We start from the raw sequence: 20795 nt of genomic DNA, 5'->3' as shown, positions 1-20795 counted from the left end.
TCTCTGTTTAGCGCGCGAAAGTAGCGTCTAATATCGCTTGTAACGCGGACGCATCAGCAGTCGTGAAAGCCGCCGGTTGATTGCTATCGATGTCCAGCACCGCGATCACTTCGCCCGCCTTGTTTTTAACGGGAAGAACGACCTCTGATCGCGTAGACGACGCGCAGGCGATGTGCCCTGGAAAGGCGTCAACATCGTCGACCAATTGGGTTTCACCTGTCCGCGCCGCAGCCCCACAAACGCCCCGTGAAAACGGGATCTGCAAACAACCGTGCCCGCCTTGATACGGTCCGATTTTGAGCATTTCGGGCGCTGTGACGCGGTAAAATCCGGTCCAGTCGAAACGGTCGTCGCTGTGATGCAATTCGCAGGCAATCGTTGCCATTAGGGCCACGGTGTCGGTTTCGCCTTCGGTCAAGGATGCGATGGTTTTGGAAAGAGTGTCGTAGTCTGCTTGCATGGTGCTGCCTGTTTGAATGGATATGCGACGCGTTCCGCGCCGCTACACTGGAGGGGCCAGCCCCTCCAGACCTCCCCGAGATATTTTTGACCAAAAGAAGTTAGGGACGTTCGATTGCGATTGCTGTGCCTTCGCCGCCACCGATGCAAATCGCAGCGATCCCGCGTTTGAGGTTCCGTTTTTCAAGCGCGTTCAAAAGCGTGACGATGATCCTTGCCCCAGACGCCCCAATCGGGTGCCCCAATGCGCAGGCACCGCCGTTTACGTTGATTTTGTCGCGCGGAATACCGAGGTCATGCATGAAGGCCATGGGCACCACGGCGAAGGCTTCGTTAACTTCCCACAGATCGACGTCGGCTGTCGTCCAACCGATCCGGTGCATCAGTTTTTGCGCGGCGGGAATAGGGGCGGTCGTGAACCAACCGGGGGCTTGGCCGTGGCTGGCGTGGCCTTTGATGATGGCACGCACCGGACCCGCAGCTTTGCTTTGCACGGACAGCACGAGGGCAGCAGCGCCGTCCGAAATGGACGATGCGTTGGCTGCTGTGACACTGCCGTCTTTACGGAATGCAGGCTTTAATGTCGGGATCTTTTCGGGCCGCGCTTTGGCTGGTTGTTCGTCTTCGCCAATCGTCACACTGCCGCGCCGCGTTTCAAACGTGACAGGTGTGATTTCGTCCGCGAAGGCCCCGCTTTGCTGCGCTTTGATTGCGTTGGCGAGCGATTGCAGGGCGTAATCATCCTGGTCGGCCCGCGAGAATTTGAATTTATCGGCGCAATCCTCGGCGAATGTGCCCATCAGGCGTCCTTTATCGTAGGCGTCTTCGAGACCATCGAGGAACATGCTGTCGATCACGCCTTGGTGGCCGATCCGCGCCCCTGCCCGCATTTTCGGAAGCAAATACGGCGCGTTGGTCATGCTTTCCATGCCCCCTGCAACGACGTGATCGGCCCCGCCAAGCGCGATTTGATCAAAGGCCATCATCGCCGCTTTCATGCCGGACCCGCACATTTTGTTCAGCGTCGTCGCGGGCACGTTATCTGTCAAACCGCCCTTATACGCCGCCTGACGTGCAGGCGCTTGCCCTTGTCCAGCCGGTAGCACGCAGCCCATCAAGACTTCGTCAATGACCGCGCCGGACTGCGCAACCGCCGCCCTGATCGCCGCACCACCCAATGTGGCTGCGTCGACATCTGCGAAATCCCCTTGAAATCCGCCCATGGCGGTACGTGCCGCCCCTGTGATGACCACGTTTTCCATTTTAGTCCTCCCTGACCAATTGCGCGCAGGCTAGACCGGAAATCTGTGAAGCAAAAGGTCCGGTTTTCGATTGCGATGCGGCTGCATTTTCGTAAGGTCGCGTGCAAACCTCGGGGGAATATGATGCGCGATTTTTCGACACCGGGCCGGTCGGCCGTTTTTGCAAGCAACGGTATGTGCGCCACGTCGCATCCGCTGGCCGCGAAGGTTGCTGTGCAGATTCTAGAGGCGGGCGGAAACGCCGTTGATGCGGCGATTGCTGGCGCTGTTCTACTCGGGATTTGCGAACCGCAGATGACGGGGATCGGTGGCGATTGTTTCGTATTGTTGACCCCACCGGGTGAAGACCGCGTGATTGCGCTAAACGGGTCGGGTCGTGCGCCTGCTGGACTGGACGCCGCGAAACTGCGTGATCAGGGGCATTCGACCGTGCCATTGCGTGGGCCAGAAGCCGTCACCGTACCCGGTGCGATTGATGCGTTTTGCACGTTATCGCGGGATTTTGGCAAGATCGGCCTGAAGGCATCGCTCGCCCCTGCGATTCATTATGCGGAGGCTGGTGTGCCTGTCGCGCCGCGCGTGGCCTTTGACTGGAACCTGTTGCAAGGCGATCTGCAAGGCGTCGCGCGTGACCAGTATCTGATTGATGATAAAGCACCTGTCGCTGGACAAATGTTCCGATCACCGCAGCAAGCAGAGGTGTTGCGCCGTATCGCGATGGACGCTCGCGAAGGGTTTTACGAAGGCGAAGTGGCCGAAGACATGGTCGCGTCGCTGAACGCTTTGGGTGGCACGCATACGCTGGACGATTTCGCCGCTGTTTCAAGCGATTACACTGATCCGATTGGCGGCGGCTATGGCGGGCTTGATCTGTATGAGCATCCGCCGAACGGCCAAGGTGCGACTGCGATCCTGATCCTGAACATCCTCAAGCATTTCGATCTGAAAGCGATGGAACCGCTGGGTGCGCTGCGGGCCCATATCGAAGCGGAAGCCACAAAACTGGCCTATGACACCCGCAACCGCGTGATTGCCGATCCGGATCACACCGCGCGATTGGCGCATATGTTGTCGCCGGATACAGCCGCCAAGCTGGCCTCGCTGATTGATCCCAAGCGTGCCCTGCCCGCGTCATTGCCCGGTACCGAAGCCGTCCACAAAGATACCGTTTACATCACCGTCGTCGATAAGGACCGGATGTCCGTGTCGTTGATTTATTCGATTTTCCACGGGTTTGGGTCGGGGCTTGCGTCCGACAAGTTCGGGATCTTGTTCCAGAACCGCGGTGCGGGGTTCACATTGGACGAAGGGCATCCGAACGAAGCAATGGGCGGCAAACGTCCGATGCATACGATCATTCCGGGGTTGCTGTGTCGCAATGGCAAACCGTACATGCCGTTTGGCGTCATGGGCGGGGCCTATCAGCCAACGGGTCATGCGCGTTTCATTAGCAACATGCGCGACTACGGGATGGATATGCAGGCCGCGATGGACGCGCCGCGTTGTTTTGCGGAAGCTGGCGAATTGCGGATGGAAAGCACCTATGACGATGCGGTCAGGCAGGAATTGACCGATATGGGCCACGTTGTCGTCACGCCATCAGGTCCGATGGGCGGATCACAGGCCATTGCGATCCATGACAGTGGTGTATTGGAAGGGGCAAGCGACCCCAGAAAAGATGGGATCGCCTTAGGGTATTGATTATTCGGCGGGTGCCGCGAAGTGCCCAAGGGCACGCCGGCGCACGAACACGATGGTCAAATGGCCACCGATGGTCAGCACGGCAAACCAGATCGGGAAAATGACCAACAACACGTCCCATGGGGCGGTTTTGAGCGCGGCACTGGACCCCAGCAACAGACCTGACGACCAGCAGAACAATGACACGACCGCAACTTGGGTCGCGACCGCAAATTGCATCGGCGGCAATGAAATCATCGGGCGCATCATGTTGTTACGCATCATCGGCCGGATGAACGCCCCGACCATGAACGAATTCAGGGTCATCAGGACCATGATGGATATCTTCGTCCAGAGCTTTGGCGAAAATGCTTCAAGCTGGAAACCGGTTCGGATGTAGATCAATGTAATCCCAGTGATCCAAAGCCCGACAAATGCGGCGGTGATCCAAACGTGGATGCGTTCGAGGTCTTCGATGTCAACTTTACCGATTGGATCGGAAAGCGACTGGAAAGACCGGTAGTCAAAATAAAGCGCCGTGCCCATTCCCATTGCGAAGCAGAATAGATGGGTGGCGCGCAAAATATCTAAGTACGTTTCGAAAATCTCCAAAACAAATCTCTCTCGTTAGGCAGCTATTGAGCGATCAGGAGCGAGCAAAGCGCTGATCTTAACCTTATGCTAACGCTATCGTTACGATTGTGTCGAGAATTCTTTCCGCAACCTACCCATCAGTATTGGTATTCGTTTCGAAACTTGCCGTCGAAACAGAAATGCCTGAACAACAGCCCAAACATTGATCAAATAGTCTTTGAAATGATCATCTTAAGATAATTGGGATCACGTACCGCGATGCGTCGCATCCAAGCCTATGGCTTAGTTCATTTGCACCTGAAGCGGGTAGTGCCCATCTTCGAAGGGACCGAACAGGTCGTCGAGATCAGGGTGTTCTACCGGCTGGCCAGAGTAGTCTGCGACAAGGTTTTGTTCGGACACATAAGCCACGTAGTAGCTTTGGTCGTTCTCAGCCAAAAGGTGGTAGAACGGCTGCCCTTTTTCCGGACGGCTGTCTTCTGGGATCGCTTCGTACCAAGCGTCGGTGTTTGAAAACATTGCATCGACATCAAAAACAACACCGCGAAACGGATGTTTGCGATGACGGACAACTTGTCCCAAATGATATTTTGCACGCGTCTTAAACATAACAATAGTCCCCTACCCTTTTACTAGCCGCGGAAGCCTGCCAAAGTCCACGGTAAACACCTTCAAAAAAAGGAAACAGTCTGTGAACCTTGCACTGACAGTCCTGAACATCACTGCCCCAGTCTTTCTTCTTGCCGCTGTTGGCTTTGCATGGGTCAAGATGGGGTTTGAATACCGCGTAGAGTTTGTAACCCGCCTTGCGATGACGCTTTCGGTGCCTTGTTTGATCTTTGTGGCGTTGATGAAAACCGAGATCGACCCAGAGGCATTGGCCACGCTGACATTGGCCAGCCTTGTTGCCTACACCCTTGTTGCTATTGCCTTTTCGGTCGTCGTGAAAGTTTGCAAGCTGGACATGCAGACCTTCCTTGCCCCGTTGATATTCGGGAACACCGGCAACCTTGGTCTACCGCTTGCTTTGCTCGCTTTTGGCGAGGTCGGATTGGGTTACGCGGTGGTTGTTTTCGCCGTCATGGCGATCCTGTCGTTCACGGTTGGCATTTGGTTGGTGTCTGGCGGCGGGTCGTTAACCAAGGTTGTCAAAGAACCGCTGGTTGCCGCCACGTTACTTGGCGCGTTGTTCCTGTGGAACGGCTGGCAGACCCCTGAATTCCTAACGAATGCACTAGAACTGATTGGCCAAATGGCGATTCCGATCATGCTGATTACACTTGGGGTTGCCGTTGCGCGGTTAGAGACAAAGGCGATGACGCAGGCCGTGATCTTGTCCGTCGTGAAGGTCGGCGTTTGTGCAGGTGCTGCATGGTGGGCTGCGACGTGGTTTGGGCTGTCCCCCGTGGCGGCAGCGGTGCTGATTGTGCAGGTCTCTACCCCCGTTGCGGTTACATCCTACATGCTGGCCGAAAAATACGGGGCCGATGCCCAGCCTGTCGCGGGATTGGTCGTCGCATCAACGGTGCTTTCTGTGATCAGTTTACCGCTCATCCTTGCATTTGTGATCTAACTGCGGCGAATTCACCGTTCACAGCCAAGCCGCATTGGGCTAGGCTGGAAAAAAACAAATGATAGGCGTGAGGCGATGAGCAGTTTCTTCCGCGCAATGGTACTTTTAGTTCTGCTAGGCAGCTGTTCCTCTGGATACGGCACGGCCCCGCGTGATCTTGATAATGCATGTGCCATTGTGAACGAACGACCCGAATACCTGCGGGCATTCAAGGCAACCCAACGCAAATGGGGTGTGCCTGTTCCGACGATCATGGCGATGATCTACCAAGAGAGTAAGTTTATTTCGAACAACCGTCCGCCGCATCAATATGCTTTGGGTGTGATCCCGATTGGACGGCAGTCATCCGCACTTGGTTATTCCCAAGCGCTTGATGGCACGTGGGAAGAATACCAAGACCAAGAAGGCGGGCGCGGCGCTGACCGTGAAAGCATCCGTGATGCGACCGATTTTATGGGCTGGTATATGACCGCGACGGTCCGCGAAACTGGCGTGCCATTGGGTGACACGCGCAATCAGTATCTGGCCTACCACGATGGGCGGTCAGGATATCTGCGCGGTACATGGCGGCGCAAACCGTGGCTGATCCGGATCGCGGGCGAAGTGGCACGACGCGCCACGACCTATGAGGCCCAGCTGCGATCCTGCGGCAAGATTTAAACAAAAAAGCCCGCGTCAGTGACGCGGGCTTTTTTGCTCTATGCGCGGGTTTTATTCAAAACCGCGACGGCGCATTTCGCTGACAATGTTGAACTTTGATTCAGCGATACCCGCACCCGGCACCACGTCGTTCAGGATCACTGTCGTCTGACCACCGGTATCATCGGTCACAACCCACTGACGCAGCTCAACAGGGTTCGCCGTAAACACCAGTTGGATGTTGCCGTATTCCGGATGATCGGGGTCTTGCGCGGTCACGGTCGTGGATGTGCCGTCGGACGTATGGCCCGTCACCATGCGGCGGCGACCAAGATCAACGTTCTGTTCCAGAATAATGCTGAGCGGAGTCTGGTTCAGCGGATACCGATCCGGTGCCGTGTTAGACCGCGGATCAAAGATCGCCACCTGACCACCGCCAGCAATCATCAAAGAATTGTCCGGCGCGTTGTATTCGAACCGGATACGACCCGGCCGTTTGATAAAAATCTGGCCCGTGGACAGCGTTCCGTCGCCATTGATCTGGGTAAAACCACCCTGAGCAGTCACAAGACGGTTCAGATATCCGGACACTTCACCCAATGACAATTGCTGCGCAGAGGCAGAGGTCACTAAGGCGGGGGTCGCAAGTGCTGCAACACCAATGGACAGAAAATCACGTCGTTTCATAAAGCTACCTATCAGTTACCGGGCAATGTTTCACCCAAGGACATAAGCCCAACATGGCCGTTGTGCCACATGATAAGCGATAACATGCCGCCGTCACGGGTTATCACCCTTTAAAATAAGGAAAGGCGAGACGCTTTACGCGCCCCGCCCCTATTTCAACTGTCGCTCACAAGGCGATCCTAGTGCTGTTCAGGCACCAAAATTTCGCGTTTGCCGACGTGGTTTGCTGATGAAACGACGCCTTCGTCTTCCATCTGTTCCACGAGCCGCGCTGCTTTGTTGTACCCAATCGCGAGCTTTCGCTGGATGTAGGAGGTTGAGCATTTCCGGTCCTTGATGACGATGGCCACAGCCGTGTCGTACAACGCGTTTTCCGTATCGGACCCGTCGCCAAGGCCAAGCACCAGATCGATATCGCTGCTTTTCCCGTCTTCTGGGCCTTCAACAACACCGGACATATATTCTGGTGGACCGAAGCCTTTCAGGTGGTTCACGATTTCTTCGACTTCTTCGTCCGAACAGAATGGTCCGTGGATACGGCTAATCTTACCGCCGCCCGCCATATAAAGCATGTCACCCATGCCCAGCAGTTGTTCAGCGCCCATTTCACCAAGGATGGTGCGGCTGTCGATTTTCGACGTCACTTGGAATGAAATCCGCGTTGGGAAGTTGGCCTTGATCGTACCGGTGATGACGTCAACGGACGGACGCTGCGTCGCCATGATCAGGTGGATACCCGATGCACGCGCCATCTGCGCCAGACGCTGAATGCAGGCTTCGATTTCTTTACCGGCAACCATCATCAGGTCGGCCATCTCGTCCACAACGACGACGATGTATGGCAGCACCTCTGGCTTGAATTCTTCTGTCTCAAATACCGGATCGCCGGTTTCATCGTCGAAACCAGTTTGCACGGTACGGCTGAACATCTCGTCCTTACCAAGTGCTTCGCGTACACGCCCGTTATAGCCGTCGATGTTCCGCACGCCCATTTTGGACATTTTGCGGTAGCGTTCTTCCATCTCGCCCACGACCCATTTCAGAGCAACAACCGCTTTTTTCGGGTCAGTCACAACGGGGGACAACAGATGCGGGATGCCGTCGTAAACGGACAGTTCGAGCATTTTCGGGTCGATCATGATCATCCGGCAATCTTCTGGCGACAGCTTATACAGCAGCGATAGGATCATCGTGTTGATCGCCACGGATTTACCGGAACCGGTTGTACCCGCGATCAGAAGGTGAGGCATCTTCGCAAGGTTCGCGATGATCGGTTCACCACCGATGTCTTTACCCAGCGCAAGCGGCAGCTTCATGCTGCTATCGCCAAAGTCACGTGCAGACAGCATTTCGCGCAGCACGACCATTTCGCGTTTCTCGTTCGGCAATTCGATCCCGATCACAGACCGGCCCGGCACTGTGGACACACGTGCGGACAGCGCGGACATGGACCGTGCGATATCGTCGGCAAGGCCGATCACGCGCGATGCTTTCAAACCGGGGGCCGGTTCGAGTTCGTACATCGTGACAACGGGACCCGGACGTACAGATACGATTTCGCCTTTGACGCCGTAGTCGTCGAGAACGCTTTCCAGCATCCGCGCGTTTTCTTCCAGTGCTTCGTCGGACAGAACATAGCGTTCAATCGTCTCTGGCCCGCGCAGCAGGTTCAGCGGCGGCATTTCAAAGTCAGCGTATTTGTTTTCTTCCAGCGGCAACGCAGGCTGGCTTTCGCGCAAGGCTTGCTTGGACGGCAGCGTTTCGCGTTTCAGCGGATGCTGCACGACCTTCTTCGGGGCCTGCTCTGGAATTTCCACGCGCTGGACTTCTGGTTCAGCGACAGGTTCTTGCACGGGTGCAAAATTACGCTGCAAAACTGGACGCACGGGTGTCGCGACTTCCATCGGCGCTTCGATTTCTGCGATCTCTTCGATCACAGGATCATCGACAGGCGCGTCCATAAAGCCCGCTTCGACCATTGGCACGTCTTCCGGCAATGGCGGCAGACCACGTGGTGTGGTGTCCAAAATCATCGGCTGTGGACCGCGCCCTTTGGTCAGTGATGGTTCAATCCGTGCACCTAAATCGGTGACAGGTGATGGACCTTTGCGAGACCGAACAGCGTCAGCGATCCGTGCCGATACACGATCTTCAGGCGCTGCAGGTGCTTCTTCAACTACGGGTTCGGGCGCGTTGCGCTTGAGCAAACCAGCTAAGAAACCAGTCGATTGCGGGGCAGGTTCGCGTGCTGGTGCCGTGAGAACAGGTTCTTCGACAGGCGCCGCAACAGCAGGTTCTTCGACCTGAGACCCCGGCATCGGCGGCATTTTACGCGGTGTTTCCACAGGCATCGCTGGGTTTGCGCGCACAACGGCTGTCGAACGTTTCTTCATTTCAGCGGCTGGAACCGGCATAATCGGATCGGGGATCAAGGCAGCGGCTTCGGCTTCTTCGGCTGCGGCTAGCGCTGCTGCTTCACGGTTCAAACGGGATTGTTCGCGCTTTGCAGCAATCGTTTGGCCCAAACCATTTGCGGCATTGGCAGAGGCGGCGGCACCTCTGCCAAGCACGCGTAGCAATAGCGCGTAGGCCATTACTACTCCCAAGAACATAAAGCGGATGCCTGTGCGAATTTCTTCTTTGGTGAAACCCAAGGTGAACAGCGTCACCACAATCATGCAGACCGCCAAAATAAGTGACAGCAATTTCAACGCAAACGGCGCACCCAGAGGGATCAGGATTTGCAGCGTCACGCCAAGAACAGTGTCACCGAACAGGCCACCAAGGCCAAAGTTCGGTGGCCAGTTCACGCTTGGCACCAATGTCGCGGCATAAAGGGACGCAACGACAACAGCGATGGGCGCGAAGATCGCACGGCTCATCGCGCGTTCGTGGCCGTAGTGCAGCGCAAAACGCAGGCCCCACGCGACCAACGCGAGCGGGATCATCCAAGCGCCTTTGCCCACGATCATCATCAAGGTTGCAGCGGCGGACGCGCCGGATTGACCCAACCAGTTCTGCACAGGTGCGTCAGTTGCGGAAATCCACGACGGATCGTTTGGCGAAAAGCTGTAGATCATCGCCGCGAACAACAAACCCACGCCGATCAACGCAAAACCCAGCAATTCCTTGCTGCGTTTTTCGATCACCGCCTGTGTGTTGCTGTCCAAAAGTGGATCGCGCTTGCGTGCCTGATAAGATGCCATCGTTATTCCCTCAGTCGTAGAGACAGTCGCGGAGGATCGTCAGACCGCGCTGCATTTCTTGTGTTGGGGCCACCATAGCGACCCGTAAAAATTTGTCTGCTGGGTTCACGCCGTTGAAATCGCGGGCCAAATAGGCCCCCGGCAACGTGCGCACACCTGTTTCTTCCCACAGCTTCACAGCTGCGGCTTCGCCGTTCTCAACGGGCAACCACAGGAAAAAACCGGCGTCGGGTGATTTATAGCCCGGCACATCGCCCATGATCTGGTCGGCGGCTTTGTATTTTTGTTGGTAAAGGGCGCGGTTTTCGATCACGTGGTTTTCGTCCAGCCATGCCGCAGCTGCCACGGCTTGCAACGGTTCCGGCGACGGCGTGCCCGCGTAGGCGCGCAATTGGCGCACACGGCGAATGCTCTCAAGACCACCAGCGCAGAAACCGGACCGCAGACCAGCAAGGTTCGACCGTTTCGACAGCGAATGGAAGATCATCACGCGGTCAGGGTCGCATCCCAAGCGCTGCGCCATTTCCAACGCACCAACAGGCGGCGTGTCGCGGTAGATTTCGGAATAACATTCGTCGGCGAAGATTTTGAAGTCGTACTTTTCCGCCAAGGCGATCAGTTTTGTCCAATACGCTTCGTCAGCTACTGCGCCCTGCGGGTTTGCTGGCGAGCAAATGTAGGCAAGCGTTGTGCGTTCCAGCACGTCCTCTGGCATGGCTGTGTAATCCGGCAAATGCCCGGTTTCATCCGTCGCAGGCACAAAAATCGCTTCAGCCCCAATCGCATTCGCAGCAGCGGAATAGGCCGGATAAAACGGGTTCGGCGACAAAACGACAGGCTGTTTGCCATTCTTCGTCTCCGGCCCAAGGGCGATTGCCGCGTTGAACAATCCTTCACGGGTGCCGTTCAGGTTTAGGATATTGTCTGGCGTCACAGATACATTGTACCGCTTGTCCAACCACAGTGTGATCGCGTCCAGCAGGGCCACAGTTCCGTTATTATTCGGATACTTACGGAAATCGCCCATGTGCTTTGCCAACAGTGGCCCAACGAAATCAGGGAACGCGTGCTGTGGTTCGCCGATGGTCATATTAATGACCTCGCCACCGGGTGTCCGATGATCGAGTAGCCCACGCAAACGGGGCCATGTCGCTTCCGGAAGGGAAGAAAACCGCTCAGGGTATACCATAACTGCCTCATGTACGGGATCATTTCGCCCCGCTTTTGTCCAACGTAGCCGCTGGTTTAGGCGTCTGTCCAGAATAGCGTGGGCAGATTGTGGCAAGCCGTTAGGCGATTGTGTCTTTTGTGTCCTGTCCTGCGCGTAATGCCGCCTCTGCCGCAACGCCGATCCGCAATAGACGCGCTTCGGCGTGTTTTGGTGTGTTGAACATGATCCCGCAGGACGGTGTCCCTGTGGGCAGGGTCAAAGACGTGAGGTCTAACAAGTTCGCGATGCGAGTATTGCGCAATGCCAGCAGGTTTTCGGTTTTGTAGTAGGCGTCGTCGGTCAAAAGCCGATCTGCGTTGGGCGGCAAAATCGGGGCCGTTGGCATGATCACGGCGTCGAACCCCGCGAACGCGGCCGTGAAGGCGTCGCGCACCTGTCGTAGCAAATTCCATCCGCTGACGTAATCAGCCGCAGAAACGTGCTGCCCGCCGCGTACACGTTCAAGGATTTGCGGGAACATCTTTTCTGGCGCGGCTTCAACTTTGTCCCGCCACCAACCGTAACTGTCACCCGCGTACAGGTTTCCAGCGACATCAAAGGCTTGTGCCAATTGCGGGAAACTTGCGTGGGTGACGTTTACACCCTGTGCTTCCAGCACCGCGACAGCGTTTTCGAAAGCCTGTAGCGGTGCGTCACGCACACCGTCCATTGCGATGGTATCCAAGATCGCGACATTCAAGCCCGCCAAAGATGCCGCGCCAAGATCGGCGGGCTTGGTACCGCCGAGCAGGCCAAACAGAAGGTTCGCGTCTTCGACAGACCGGCACAGCGGCCCGACCGTATCAAAAGTCTGGCAAAGCGGCACGACGCCCTTGAGGCTTAGCAATCCGTGGCTTGTTTTCAGCCCGACCAAATCGTTCCATGCCGACGGGATGCGCACCGACCCGCCCGTATCTGACCCAATGCCAGCCGCTGCCAGCCCAAATGCGACCGATGCGGCGGCGCCACTGGACGACCCGCCCGGCACCGCCTCTGCATCGTTTTTGCAGGGCGGTGTTGCGGTCATGGGGTTCAGGCCCAACCCCGAAAATGCGATTTCAGACATGTGGGTCTTGCCGAGGCAAACAAGGCCAGCGGCAGTGGCGTTTTGCAAAACGTCTGCGTCGGCATCAGGGACCCTGCCTGCCATCAGGTTGGTCCCTGCTTCAGTTCCTAAGCCTGCTGTGTCGAATAGATCTTTCCACGACACAGGCACACCATCGAATGGCGATCTGCGCAGCCCGCTGGCGGCACGTGCTGCTGCGGCTTTTGCCTCTGCCCGTGCCCGATCGTGGCTGACCCGCGCGTAAATGCGGTCGCGCAACGGATGTCCGTCGATGGCTGTCAGATAGGTTTCGGTCAACGCAACGGGGTCAATCGTCCCATCCGCAACCCCGCGCCCCAAATCAGCGGCGGTCATCCATAGCCAGTCTTGCATCGCGGTCTCCTATTTATTCACGTCGAAGGTAGCGGCGACGCGGCGCATGGACAATCCCGTGCAGACCCCCATATCTAGGCCCATGAGCAATGATTTGATTATCGTAGGTGGCGGTCTGAACGGTCCGGCCTTGGCATTGGCAGCAGCGAAAGCAGGGTTTTCGGTCACGATTATTGACGCCCTGCCTGAAGATACGCGCAAAGACCGTGACTTTGACGGGCGATCCTATGCGCTGGCGCTGACGTCGATGCGACTGTTGCGGCAGATTGGCGTCTGGGAACAGGTCGCTGATCATGCGCAACCCATGCTCGAGATTAAAGTGACCGATGGCCGCGCGGGCGAAGGCCCGTCGCCTTGGATGATGCACTTTGACCATGCTGAAATCGAAGAAGGGCCGATGGGGTATCTCGTCGAAGATCGGCACCTGCGGCGGGCGTTCTTGGATGCCATGGCCGCGCAGCCTTTGATTACGCAAGTGTCGGGCGAAACCGTTGTAAGTCAAACAGTTAAACCGAACGAGGTAGAGGTGACGCTAGCATCCGGCAGCACGATGTCCGGCAAGGTCCTGATCGGTTCCGATGGTCGCCGTAGCGGCACTGCTGAACGTTCTGGTATCGGGCGGACCGCGTGGGGGTATGACCAAACTGCGATTGTTTGCGCAGTCGCCCATGAAAAACCGCACAGCGGCATCGCGCACCAATTCTTTATGCCCAATGGGCCGCTCGCAATTCTGCCACTGACCGAAAACCGATCATCTATTGTGTGGTCAGAAGAAACCAGTCGCGCGAACATGATCGCAGGACTTGATGACGCGGGTTTCTTGGATGCGCTACGGCCAGCATTTGGCAGTTTCCTTGGCGAGATTTCATTGGTCGGACAAAGGTTCACCTATCCGCTTGGCCTATCGCTTGCCGACAGTTTTATCGCAGACCGTGTTGCGCTGGTTGGTGATGCGGCACACGGTGTACACCCGATTGCGGGCCAAGGCCTGAATGCAGGATTGCGCGACGTTGCAGCCCTAGCACAGGTGCTGAAAGAAGCCCGCGCGCGTGGTGAGGACATTGGTGGCGCACAAACGCTGTCGCGCTACCAACAATGGCGTCGGTTTGATACGGCGACGCTTGCGGTTGCGACAGATGCATTCAACCGTCTGTTTTCCAACGATAACCCCCTCCTGCGTGCAGCGCGCGATCTGGGGATGGGTCTGGTCAACAAGGCGCCGAACTTGCGCCGATCATTTATGCGCGAAGCGGCAGGCCTGACTGGTGACCTTCCCGACCTCATGAAGCGTTAGATCGGTTCGATCAGATCGCAGTTGGCCGCTTGATTGGCCCACATCGGGATTTGCGCAGCCGGATGGCCCACTTCGTCGATATGCACGTGACGGATAACCTGCGTTTCCCAAAGATCAGGATCATCCAGCAGATGTGCGGGCAGTTTATGCTGACATAACCGGCGGTTTTTCACGATTTTAACCGTCGCGACAGCGTCGACGCCGTGGGTCGGCAGCCGCAACGACAAAAACCCCTTCCGCAGATAATCTTCGCGTTCACGCAGCCGACGAATATCAGTTCGGATCATGGCCAATTCGTCAGCCGGATGCATATTTCTCATTCAGAATCCCCTTTAGCAACTTCGCTCAGGAGACCGTAAAATTCAAAATATAAAGTAAACTTCGGCAATTTAGCCGAGCACACGCGCCTCATCGACAAGCATGACGGGAATGCCACCACGGATCGGGAACGCGAGGCCCGCATTTTCGGACACCAGTTCCTGCTTTTCGGCGTCGTATTTCAACGCATTGCGGGTTTCGGGACAAACCAGCGCTTCAAGCATTTTCGGGTCAAAAGTGTCGGCGTTCATTGCATTATTTCCTCTGCTGATCCGCCCCGTAGCGCGAATTCAATCAGTGTGACCAGTGTTTCGCGGCGCGTCGTCAATGACGGTGCTTCAAGCAATGCCTGCTTATCTTCGGGTTCAAACGGACACAACATCGACAGTGAATTGATCAACAATTCGTCTTCGGCCTCGGACAGCGATTCCCAATCCGTATTCAGACCTTGGTCTTCAAAAAAGCGTCCCAAAGTTTTCAGGAATGCAGACCGGTCAAAGTCGTCATCCATTTCGGTCGGACCTAGATCACGACCAAAACCGCCCCAGTCGACTTTGCACTTGCGGTAGGGCGCAAATCCTTCTGTTTCCTCGATAATGCGGAACCGCGACATGCCCGACAACGTCACCATATAGCGGCCATCTTCGGTTTCAGAGAACGCAGTCAGCCGCCCCGCGCAGCCGATTTTGTGCAGCTGATCCGGCTTTCCCGGACCATCAAAGGGCTGGACCATCCCGATCAACCGGTGGTCTGTTTTCAAGACGTCATCCATCATCGCCAGATACCGCGGTTCAAACAAATGAAGCGGCAAGCGAGACCGCGGCAGCAATAATGCGCCGGGCAATGGAAACACCGGGATCGTGTCGGGCAATTCGTGTTTGTTCATAACGAACAAGGTAGGGTGTTTCCCTGATCAGGCAAATATCAAAGACGACAATTTGCGGCGCCCGTTCAAAACGACTGGATCATTCGCCGCGAGCGCGTCAAAAATCTTGAACAATTGGGCTCGCGCCGCACCATCATTCCATTCGCGATCACGGCGGAACAGTTCGAGCAACGTCGCGACGGCGGTTTCGGCGTCGCCGCCCGCATGCTGCGCGACGGCCAGATCAAATCGCGCTTGGTGGTCGTCTGGGTTCGCGTCAACCGATGCCGCCAATTCAGCAAGCGGGCCAGCGTTTTGTGCTTCACGCGCCAATGTGACTTGGGCATGGGCTGCTTCCAGCAACGCATCCGTTGAGATTTCGGCAGGCGCGCCATTCAACACGGCCTCTGCCTGATCAACATCATCAAGCGCCAGATATGACCGGACAAGCCCCGCATAAGCAGCAGCATTCGCAGGGTCTTCCTGCAGGATTGCGGCAAATGTTTCTGCGGCATCGGCGGCTTCACCGTCCGTCAGCATTTGCTCTGCAGCTTCAATCGCGTCGGCCAAACCATTGTCAGCTTCGGGGCCCATCGCCGCAATCTTATCGACAAAGGCCTGAATTTCGGACGGCGGCAACGCCCCTTGAAAACCGTCAACAGGTTGGCCTTGATGAAACGCGAACACCGTCGGGATCGATTGAACCCGCAACTGGCCCGCGTAGCCAGGGTTGGCATCAACATCGATCTTGACCAGTTTCACGCGACCGCCAGCGGCAGTCACCGCCGCTTCAATCGCTGGTCCTAAAGTTTTGCATGGTCCGCACCACGGGGCCCAAAAATCCACGATCACGGGAACCGTTTGCGAGGCTTCAATCACGTCCTGCATAAAGGTCGCGTCGGTGCCATCTACAATCATATCAGCGGCGGCGGGTTCGGATGGTGTCGTGCCAAGCTCTAACATCGGGCTCTCCTCAAATCAGTTGGACTATATATGGAGACGCGCACCAAAAGGCCAAGGGCCATTTCAAGGTTTACTGGCGACAGCGCTGGCCTTAGACCAAAAAGATGCAAAAAACACTGCTCACATTCGGCGATAGCAACACCCATGGCACGATGCCGATGACTGCGGCATCCGACAATTTTCGTTATGGCGTCGGTCAACGTTGGCCAAGCGTGACCGCCCAGGCACTCGGATCGTCGTGGCGGCTGATAGAAGAAGGCCTACCGGGGCGGACAGCGACGGCGGCCTGCGATCCCATTATGGGCGCGCATATGAACGGGCAGATCGGACTACAGATTGCGCTTGGTAGCCACAAGCCCATTGATCTGCTGACGATCATGTTAGGGACGAATGACTGCAAACCCTACTTCGGCCTGACAGCGCAAGGTATTGCAAGCGCTGTAGCGGGGCTGATTGCGATTGCAAAGGACCCGGACGTACAGGCCAAACACGGTGGTTTTGAAATTCTGCTGATCGCCCCGCCAGTGGTCCAAGAACGCGGCGCCTTCGTGGCAGAGCTTTGGCAGGCAGCAGGCAAATCAGCGGCCCTACCAGCCCTTTACGCAGATCTCGCCGCCCATGCTGGGATCGCATTCCTTGATGCGAGCCCGCATGTCACAACCTGCGCCGAAGACGGCGTTCATTTTGATGAGATCGCGCATCAAACACTTGGACGGTTGGTCGCAGCCAAGATCGCGTCGCTATAGATCGAAGGTCGCGAAAACAGGCGCATGATCGCTTGGCTTTTCCCAACCGCGCACGTCGCGGATGACCCGACTGCCGGACGCGGACCCGGCGATATCGGGGGTGGCCCAAACGTGGTCCAAACGGCGGCCTTTGTCAGCGGTGTCCCAATCAGGTGACCGATACGACCACCAGCTGTACAGTTTGCCTTCAGGCACATCCGCGCGGGTGACGTCGACCCAATCGCCAGCGGCTTGCACTGCGGCCAAGGCTTCAACTTCTACCGGCGTGTGGCTGACCACTTTCAACAGTTTCTTGTGGTCCCACACGTCATCTTCGCGTGGCGCAATGTTCAAGTCGCCGACAAGAATAGATTTTTCCGGTTTATCCGCAGTAAAACCGGCCTGCATATCGCGCAAATAATCCAGTTTTTGACCGAATTTTTCGTTGATCTCGCGGTTCGGCTTGTCGCCACCTGCAGGCACGTAGAAGTTGTGGATGGTTACCCCGTTTTCCAGCTTGCCCGCGATATGACGGGCATGACCGAGATCGGCGTAGTCGTATGCGCCCGCCTCTTCCATCGGGATTTTCGACAGGATCGCCACGCCGTTGTATCCCTTTTGCCCGCGCGCCACGACATGTTCGTAGCCAAGGTCGCGAAAGCCATCCATCGGGATTTTCTCGACCGGGCTTTTGCATTCCTGCAGGCACAGCACATCGGGTGCTTCTTCACGCATCAAGCGCAGCACGATGTCTTCGCGCAAGCGGACAGAGTTGATGTTCCAAGTGGCAAGTGTAAACGGCATCGGGCAGTCCTTAAATCAGTGCAGAAACAGGGGAAATCCGGCCCGTCACAAGGCCGTCCCAGTTGCGAATATCAGGTGTCATTAGGGATTTGGCGGTCGGGTGGCTGGCATCCAACACGCCGAGCTTCACAAGGATCGCTGCAATCGCGGCTTCGCTGGCGCGGGTCGCGCCGTCTGTGATTTTCAGCGCCACGCCGAGCTGCTTTTCAGGAATAATCGCGATGAACACGCCTTCTGCACCCGTTTTCACGGCGACCTTGCTATCCATGGCCCGCATCAGATTGGTACATGCACGGGTCTCGCCTGCAACCATTTCAGGATAGGCCATCATCGCCTGCGCAAGGCGGGCGGCGGCTGTTGAACGTGTATCGCTGCGGGTGTGGGCCGATGCAAAAAACGCCATCGACCGCGCTAACCCGTGCAGGGTGCTGGCGAAATTCGGGGCGGAACAACCATCGATGCCGTAGGTGGGCGATGTTTCTTGTGTCACCTCTTCGAATACTGTTTTGCAGGCTTGCTGCACGGGATGGTCGATCTGCGTATACTCGGTCCCTGCGCCGAGATGTTTGTTCAGCGTCAGAAAACCGGAATGTTTGCCCGAGCAATTGTTGTGGATGCGGCAAGGCTGGTCACCCGCGCGGATCAGATCATCGCGCACGTCCTTATCGCCGGGCACCTGCGGGCCACAGCGGAAATCGGGTTCCGCGAGCCCAAGGTCCTTGATCCATGCAGAAACGGCTTCTGTATGAATGTAGGACCCGTCATGGGACGCGCAGGACAAGGCCAGTTGTTTTTCAGTCAACCCAAAGGCGTCCGCAGCCCCGCTTTCAACCAGCGGCAACGCCTGCAGCATCTTACAAGACGACCGTGGGAAGATCACAGTTTCCGGATCACCCCATGCGTCAATGATCTGACCGGACGCATCGCAGACGACTGCATGGCCTTGGTGCATGCATTCAATCATGTCGCCCCGCCAAATTTCGATCAGGTCTACTGGGTGTGTCATCTGCGTCCCTCATGTCACAACGCCAGGTGGTTGGCCTTTAGGGCTTTCCCAACTGGGCAGTTTTTTGCTAACCCTATGCCTATCGAGTTGAAACACGACCCGCTAGCCGAAAAGGTGCACATCAGATGCACGGATGGCTGAGTTGGGCATCCAGAGGCAATCACAGCGTGGAGGCTGTCACTATGATGAAGAATTTTGCACGGATCCTGACGGCAACGGCCCTGATCGCCGCGAGCAGCAGCGTCAGCGCACAGGAATCGTCAAACCGGGTCGCAGCAAACACCGATTGGAGCGTGTTTGTCGAAGATAACCCGACCGAATGCTGGGGTGTATCGGCCCCAAAAGAAACCGTAAACAGCCGTGACGGGAACGTCGTGCAGGTGCGCCGTGGCGATATCCTGCTGTTCGTTTTCTACCGTCCGGGTGCGTCTGTCCAAGGCCAAGTCGCCTTTACTGGCGGTTATCCATTTGCGAGCGGATCAACTGCAACGCTGGATATCGGCGGCACAACGTTTGAACTGTTCACCGAAGGTGAATGGGCTTGGCCTGCGACACCTGAAGACGACGCGAAAATCGTTGCTGCGATGAAACGCGGGTCTGGTGCCAGCATGACAGCGCGGTCTGGTCGCGGCACGGTCACAAAAGATACGTTTTCACTGCTTGGCTTCACCGCCGCAGTTGAAGAAGCCGCACGGCGCTGCGCGGGGTAGTCGATTTTTCGCGAAAAATCGGATGGGGGCCAGCCCCCATACCCCCGAGGTATTTACGACCAAAAGAAATAAGGCGTCGGTTTTCATTGGAAACCGGCGTTTGTTGTTTATATGAGGCCCAGATGTTGGAGATTCTGCTATGACCGCCACGGCCCCTGTTACACCTGATATGCTGACGATCCCCCGTAAGGATACGGGCGGTGGCCTGCCGAATCTTGTCGGAATGACACGCGATGCGATGCGTGATGCGTTGATCGCTGCCGGTACGCCTGAGAAGCAGGCGAAGATGCGGGTCGGCCAGATTTGGCAATGGATTTACCACTGGGGTGTTCGCGACTTTGAACAGATGACGAACCTCGCGAAAGATTACCGCGCGATGTTGGCCGAGACATTTGTTGTCGCTGTACCAGAGGTTGTGACCCGTCAGGTGTCCGAAGATGGTACCCGCAAATATCTGGTCCGTATTGCTGGCGGCCACGAGGTTGAGATCGTTTATATTCCCGAGACAGATCGCGGCACGCTATGTGTGTCGTCGCAGGTTGGGTGCACGCTGACCTGTTCGTTCTGTCATACGGGCACACAGAAGCTGGTGCGTAACCTGACTGCGGCTGAAATTATCGGTCAGGTCATGGTGGCCCGCGATGATTTGGGCGAATGGCCAGAACCCGGCACCCGCACCGAAGCCGACCGCACCCGCCTTTTGTCGAACATCGTTCTGATGGGCATGGGCGAGCCGCTTTACAACTTTGAAAGCGTCCGTGATGCGATGAAAATCGCGATGGACCCGCATGGCATCCAGCTTTCGCGCCGCCGTATTACGTTGTCGACGTCTGGTGTCGTGCCAGAGATTGCTCGCACTGCCGAAGAAATCGGCTGTCAGTTGGCTATTTCGTTCCACGCCACCACCGATGAAGTCCGCGATAAGTTGGTCCCGATCAACAAACGCTGGCCTTTGGCCGATTTGCTCGACTCGTTGCGCAGTTACCCGAAGGTATCCAATTCAGAGCGGATCACGTTCGAATATGTGATGTTGGACGGTGTGAACGATAGCGACGAAGATGCGCATCGCTTGGTCAAACTGATCGACGGCATCCCCGCCAAGATCAACCTGATCCCATTCAATGAATGGCCCGGTGCGCCGTACAAACGGTCATCAAACAACCGCATTCGCAAGTTCGCTGATATTGTACATAACGCTGGCTATTCGTCACCAGTTCGCCGCCCACGCGGTGAAGATATCATGGCCGCCTGTGGTCAATTGAAGTCTGAAACAGAACGCGGCCGTAAATCCAAAGCCCAAATCGCGGCTGAAACCGGAACCTGACGCCCTTTACCCTGTTGTGCCTTCTGAAAAGGAGATCA

The 20795-nt window shown here is 56.5% G+C and carries 21 protein-coding genes; 7 read left to right on the top strand and 14 right to left on the bottom strand.

Features of this window, described 5'->3' with window-relative positions:
* Positions 1-7: 7 nt before the first annotated feature.
* Complete coding sequence (locus tag MWU61_RS15285) at positions 8-460, bottom strand: GAF domain-containing protein (RefSeq protein ID WP_247129267.1); 453 nt, start codon at positions 458-460, stop codon at positions 8-10.
* A 100-nt stretch (positions 461-560) separates the two neighbouring features.
* Positions 561-1721 (bottom strand): acetyl-CoA C-acyltransferase, encoded by a 1161-nt coding sequence (locus tag MWU61_RS15280; protein WP_247129266.1) that lies wholly within the window; start codon positions 1719-1721, stop codon positions 561-563.
* Between the two features lie 123 nt (positions 1722-1844).
* On the opposite strand from MWU61_RS15280, the gene MWU61_RS15275 reads away from it, so the two are divergent.
* On the top strand, positions 1845-3422 hold the full coding sequence (locus tag MWU61_RS15275; RefSeq protein WP_247129265.1) for a gamma-glutamyltransferase family protein: 1578 nt from the start codon (positions 1845-1847) through the stop codon (positions 3420-3422).
* On the opposite strand, the gene MWU61_RS15270 is transcribed toward MWU61_RS15275, so the two are convergent.
* Both MWU61_RS15270 and hspQ read right to left on the bottom strand, forming a co-directional pair.
* Entirely contained in the window at positions 3423-3947 is a 525-nt protein-coding gene (locus MWU61_RS15270) for a hypothetical protein (RefSeq protein WP_247129264.1), read from the bottom strand.
* Positions 3948-4277: 330 nt separating this feature from the next.
* Positions 4278-4604 (bottom strand): heat shock protein HspQ, encoded by a 327-nt coding sequence (hspQ, locus tag MWU61_RS15265; protein WP_247129263.1) that lies wholly within the window; start codon positions 4602-4604, stop codon positions 4278-4280.
* Between the two features lie 82 nt (positions 4605-4686).
* Here hspQ and MWU61_RS15260 point away from each other — a divergent pair, with 82 nt between their 5' ends.
* Both MWU61_RS15260 and MWU61_RS15255 read left to right on the top strand, forming a co-directional pair.
* Positions 4687-5568, top strand: a complete 882-nt coding sequence (locus MWU61_RS15260) for an AEC family transporter (protein WP_247129262.1) — start codon at positions 4687-4689, stop codon at positions 5566-5568.
* Positions 5569-5643: 75 nt separating this feature from the next.
* On the top strand, positions 5644-6228 hold the full coding sequence (locus tag MWU61_RS15255; protein WP_247129261.1) for a lytic transglycosylase: 585 nt from the start codon (positions 5644-5646) through the stop codon (positions 6226-6228).
* A gap of 51 nt (positions 6229-6279) precedes the next feature.
* Here the strand turns inward: MWU61_RS15255 and MWU61_RS15250 are convergent, their stop codons facing one another.
* The 4 genes from MWU61_RS15250 to MWU61_RS15235 all read right to left on the bottom strand — a co-directional run bounded on the left by MWU61_RS15250 (position 6280) and on the right by MWU61_RS15235 (position 12748).
* Positions 6280-6894 carry an outer membrane lipoprotein carrier protein LolA gene (locus MWU61_RS15250; protein ID WP_247129259.1) on the bottom strand — a complete coding sequence of 205 codons (615 nt, stop codon included), beginning with the start codon at positions 6892-6894 and terminating at the stop codon, positions 6280-6282.
* A gap of 179 nt (positions 6895-7073) precedes the next feature.
* On the bottom strand, positions 7074-10100 hold the full coding sequence (locus tag MWU61_RS15245; RefSeq protein WP_247129258.1) for a DNA translocase FtsK: 3027 nt from the start codon (positions 10098-10100) through the stop codon (positions 7074-7076).
* A 10-nt stretch (positions 10101-10110) separates the two neighbouring features.
* Positions 10111-11289, bottom strand: a complete 1179-nt coding sequence (locus MWU61_RS15240) for an aminotransferase class I/II-fold pyridoxal phosphate-dependent enzyme (protein ID WP_247129257.1) — start codon at positions 11287-11289, stop codon at positions 10111-10113.
* A 100-nt stretch (positions 11290-11389) separates the two neighbouring features.
* On the bottom strand, positions 11390-12748 hold the full coding sequence (locus MWU61_RS15235; RefSeq protein ID WP_247129256.1) for an amidase family protein: 1359 nt from the start codon (positions 12746-12748) through the stop codon (positions 11390-11392).
* Positions 12749-12794: 46 nt separating this feature from the next.
* Between MWU61_RS15235 and MWU61_RS15230 the strand changes: the two genes are divergently transcribed.
* A complete protein-coding gene (locus MWU61_RS15230; protein ID WP_247129255.1) occupies positions 12795-14042 on the top strand; it encodes a UbiH/UbiF/VisC/COQ6 family ubiquinone biosynthesis hydroxylase in 1248 nt (415 codons plus the stop codon).
* On the opposite strand, the gene MWU61_RS15225 is transcribed toward MWU61_RS15230, so the two are convergent.
* The 4 genes from MWU61_RS15225 to MWU61_RS15210 all read right to left on the bottom strand — a co-directional run bounded on the left by MWU61_RS15225 (position 14039) and on the right by MWU61_RS15210 (position 16188).
* A complete protein-coding gene (locus MWU61_RS15225) occupies positions 14039-14362 on the bottom strand; it encodes a hypothetical protein (protein ID WP_247129253.1) in 324 nt (107 codons plus the stop codon). The genes MWU61_RS15230 and MWU61_RS15225 overlap by 4 nt on opposite strands.
* A 69-nt stretch (positions 14363-14431) precedes the next feature.
* On the bottom strand, positions 14432-14611 hold the full coding sequence (locus MWU61_RS15220) for a Trm112 family protein (RefSeq protein WP_247129252.1): 180 nt from the start codon (positions 14609-14611) through the stop codon (positions 14432-14434).
* Positions 14608-15246, bottom strand: coding sequence for an LON peptidase substrate-binding domain-containing protein (locus MWU61_RS15215; protein WP_247129355.1), 639 nt, complete (start codon positions 15244-15246; stop codon positions 14608-14610). The genes MWU61_RS15220 and MWU61_RS15215 overlap by 4 nt, the downstream gene beginning before the upstream one ends.
* A gap of 27 nt (positions 15247-15273) precedes the next feature.
* Positions 15274-16188 carry a co-chaperone YbbN gene (locus MWU61_RS15210; RefSeq protein ID WP_247129251.1) on the bottom strand — a complete coding sequence of 305 codons (915 nt, stop codon included), beginning with the start codon at positions 16186-16188 and terminating at the stop codon, positions 15274-15276.
* Between the two features lie 104 nt (positions 16189-16292).
* On the opposite strand from MWU61_RS15210, the gene MWU61_RS15205 reads away from it, so the two are divergent.
* Positions 16293-16934, top strand: a complete 642-nt coding sequence (locus MWU61_RS15205; protein WP_247129250.1) for a GDSL-type esterase/lipase family protein — start codon at positions 16293-16295, stop codon at positions 16932-16934.
* Here the strand turns inward: MWU61_RS15205 and MWU61_RS15200 are convergent.
* A complete protein-coding gene (locus MWU61_RS15200) occupies positions 16929-17717 on the bottom strand; it encodes an exodeoxyribonuclease III (protein ID WP_247129249.1) in 789 nt (262 codons plus the stop codon). The genes MWU61_RS15205 and MWU61_RS15200 overlap by 6 nt on opposite strands.
* Before the next feature lie 10 nt (positions 17718-17727).
* Positions 17728-18723, bottom strand: coding sequence for an asparaginase (locus MWU61_RS15195; protein ID WP_247129248.1), 996 nt, complete (start codon positions 18721-18723; stop codon positions 17728-17730).
* Between the two features lie 185 nt (positions 18724-18908).
* Here MWU61_RS15195 and MWU61_RS15190 point away from each other — a divergent pair, with 185 nt between their 5' ends.
* Positions 18909-19433 (top strand): invasion associated locus B family protein, encoded by a 525-nt coding sequence (locus tag MWU61_RS15190; RefSeq protein WP_247129354.1) that lies wholly within the window; start codon positions 18909-18911, stop codon positions 19431-19433.
* 139 nt (positions 19434-19572) lie between these two features.
* Positions 19573-20757, top strand: coding sequence for a 23S rRNA (adenine(2503)-C(2))-methyltransferase RlmN (gene rlmN / locus MWU61_RS15185; protein ID WP_247129247.1), 1185 nt, complete (start codon positions 19573-19575; stop codon positions 20755-20757).
* The last annotated feature ends 38 nt before the right edge of the window (positions 20758-20795 follow it).

Source organism: Loktanella sp. F6476L (assembly GCF_023015725.1).
Lineage (GTDB): Bacteria > Pseudomonadota > Alphaproteobacteria > Rhodobacterales > Rhodobacteraceae > Yoonia.
The sequence above is the reverse complement of the archived record's forward strand: the minus strand, read 5'-3'. Positions and strand labels throughout refer to the sequence as shown.

Coding starts and splice junctions, on each gene's coding strand:
- MWU61_RS15205 (WP_247129250.1), top strand. CDS start 16,293: ATGCAAAAAACACTGCTCACATTCGGCGATAGCAACACCCATGGCACG.
- MWU61_RS15255 (WP_247129261.1), top strand. CDS start 5,644: ATGAGCAGTTTCTTCCGCGCAATGGTACTTTTAGTTCTGCTAGGCAGC.
- MWU61_RS15270 (WP_247129264.1), bottom strand. CDS start 3,947: ATGGGCACGGCGCTTTATTTTGACTACCGGTCTTTCCAGTCGCTTTCC.
- MWU61_RS15230 (WP_247129255.1), top strand. CDS start 12,795: ATGGACAATCCCGTGCAGACCCCCATATCTAGGCCCATGAGCAATGAT.
- MWU61_RS15285 (WP_247129267.1), bottom strand. CDS start 460: ATGCAAGCAGACTACGACACTCTTTCCAAAACCATCGCATCCTTGACC.
- MWU61_RS15280 (WP_247129266.1), bottom strand. CDS start 1,721: ATGGAAAACGTGGTCATCACAGGGGCGGCACGTACCGCCATGGGCGGA.
- MWU61_RS15250 (WP_247129259.1), bottom strand. CDS start 6,894: ATGAAACGACGTGATTTTCTGTCCATTGGTGTTGCAGCACTTGCGACC.
- MWU61_RS15200 (WP_247129249.1), bottom strand. CDS start 17,717: ATGCCGTTTACACTTGCCACTTGGAACATCAACTCTGTCCGCTTGCGC.
- MWU61_RS15195 (WP_247129248.1), bottom strand. CDS start 18,723: ATGACACACCCAGTAGACCTGATCGAAATTTGGCGGGGCGACATGATT.
- MWU61_RS15210 (WP_247129251.1), bottom strand. CDS start 16,188: ATGTTAGAGCTTGGCACGACACCATCCGAACCCGCCGCCGCTGATATG.
- MWU61_RS15220 (WP_247129252.1), bottom strand. CDS start 14,611: ATGAACGCCGACACTTTTGACCCGAAAATGCTTGAAGCGCTGGTTTGT.
- MWU61_RS15225 (WP_247129253.1), bottom strand. CDS start 14,362: ATGAGAAATATGCATCCGGCTGACGAATTGGCCATGATCCGAACTGAT.
- MWU61_RS15215 (WP_247129355.1), bottom strand. CDS start 15,246: ATGAACAAACACGAATTGCCCGACACGATCCCGGTGTTTCCATTGCCC.
- rlmN (WP_247129247.1), top strand. CDS start 19,573: ATGACCGCCACGGCCCCTGTTACACCTGATATGCTGACGATCCCCCGT.
- MWU61_RS15275 (WP_247129265.1), top strand. CDS start 1,845: ATGCGCGATTTTTCGACACCGGGCCGGTCGGCCGTTTTTGCAAGCAAC.
- MWU61_RS15240 (WP_247129257.1), bottom strand. CDS start 11,289: ATGGTATACCCTGAGCGGTTTTCTTCCCTTCCGGAAGCGACATGGCCC.
- MWU61_RS15190 (WP_247129354.1), top strand. CDS start 18,909: ATGAAGAATTTTGCACGGATCCTGACGGCAACGGCCCTGATCGCCGCG.
- MWU61_RS15245 (WP_247129258.1), bottom strand. CDS start 10,100: ATGGCATCTTATCAGGCACGCAAGCGCGATCCACTTTTGGACAGCAAC.
- hspQ (WP_247129263.1), bottom strand. CDS start 4,604: ATGTTTAAGACGCGTGCAAAATATCATTTGGGACAAGTTGTCCGTCAT.
- MWU61_RS15235 (WP_247129256.1), bottom strand. CDS start 12,748: ATGCAAGACTGGCTATGGATGACCGCCGCTGATTTGGGGCGCGGGGTT.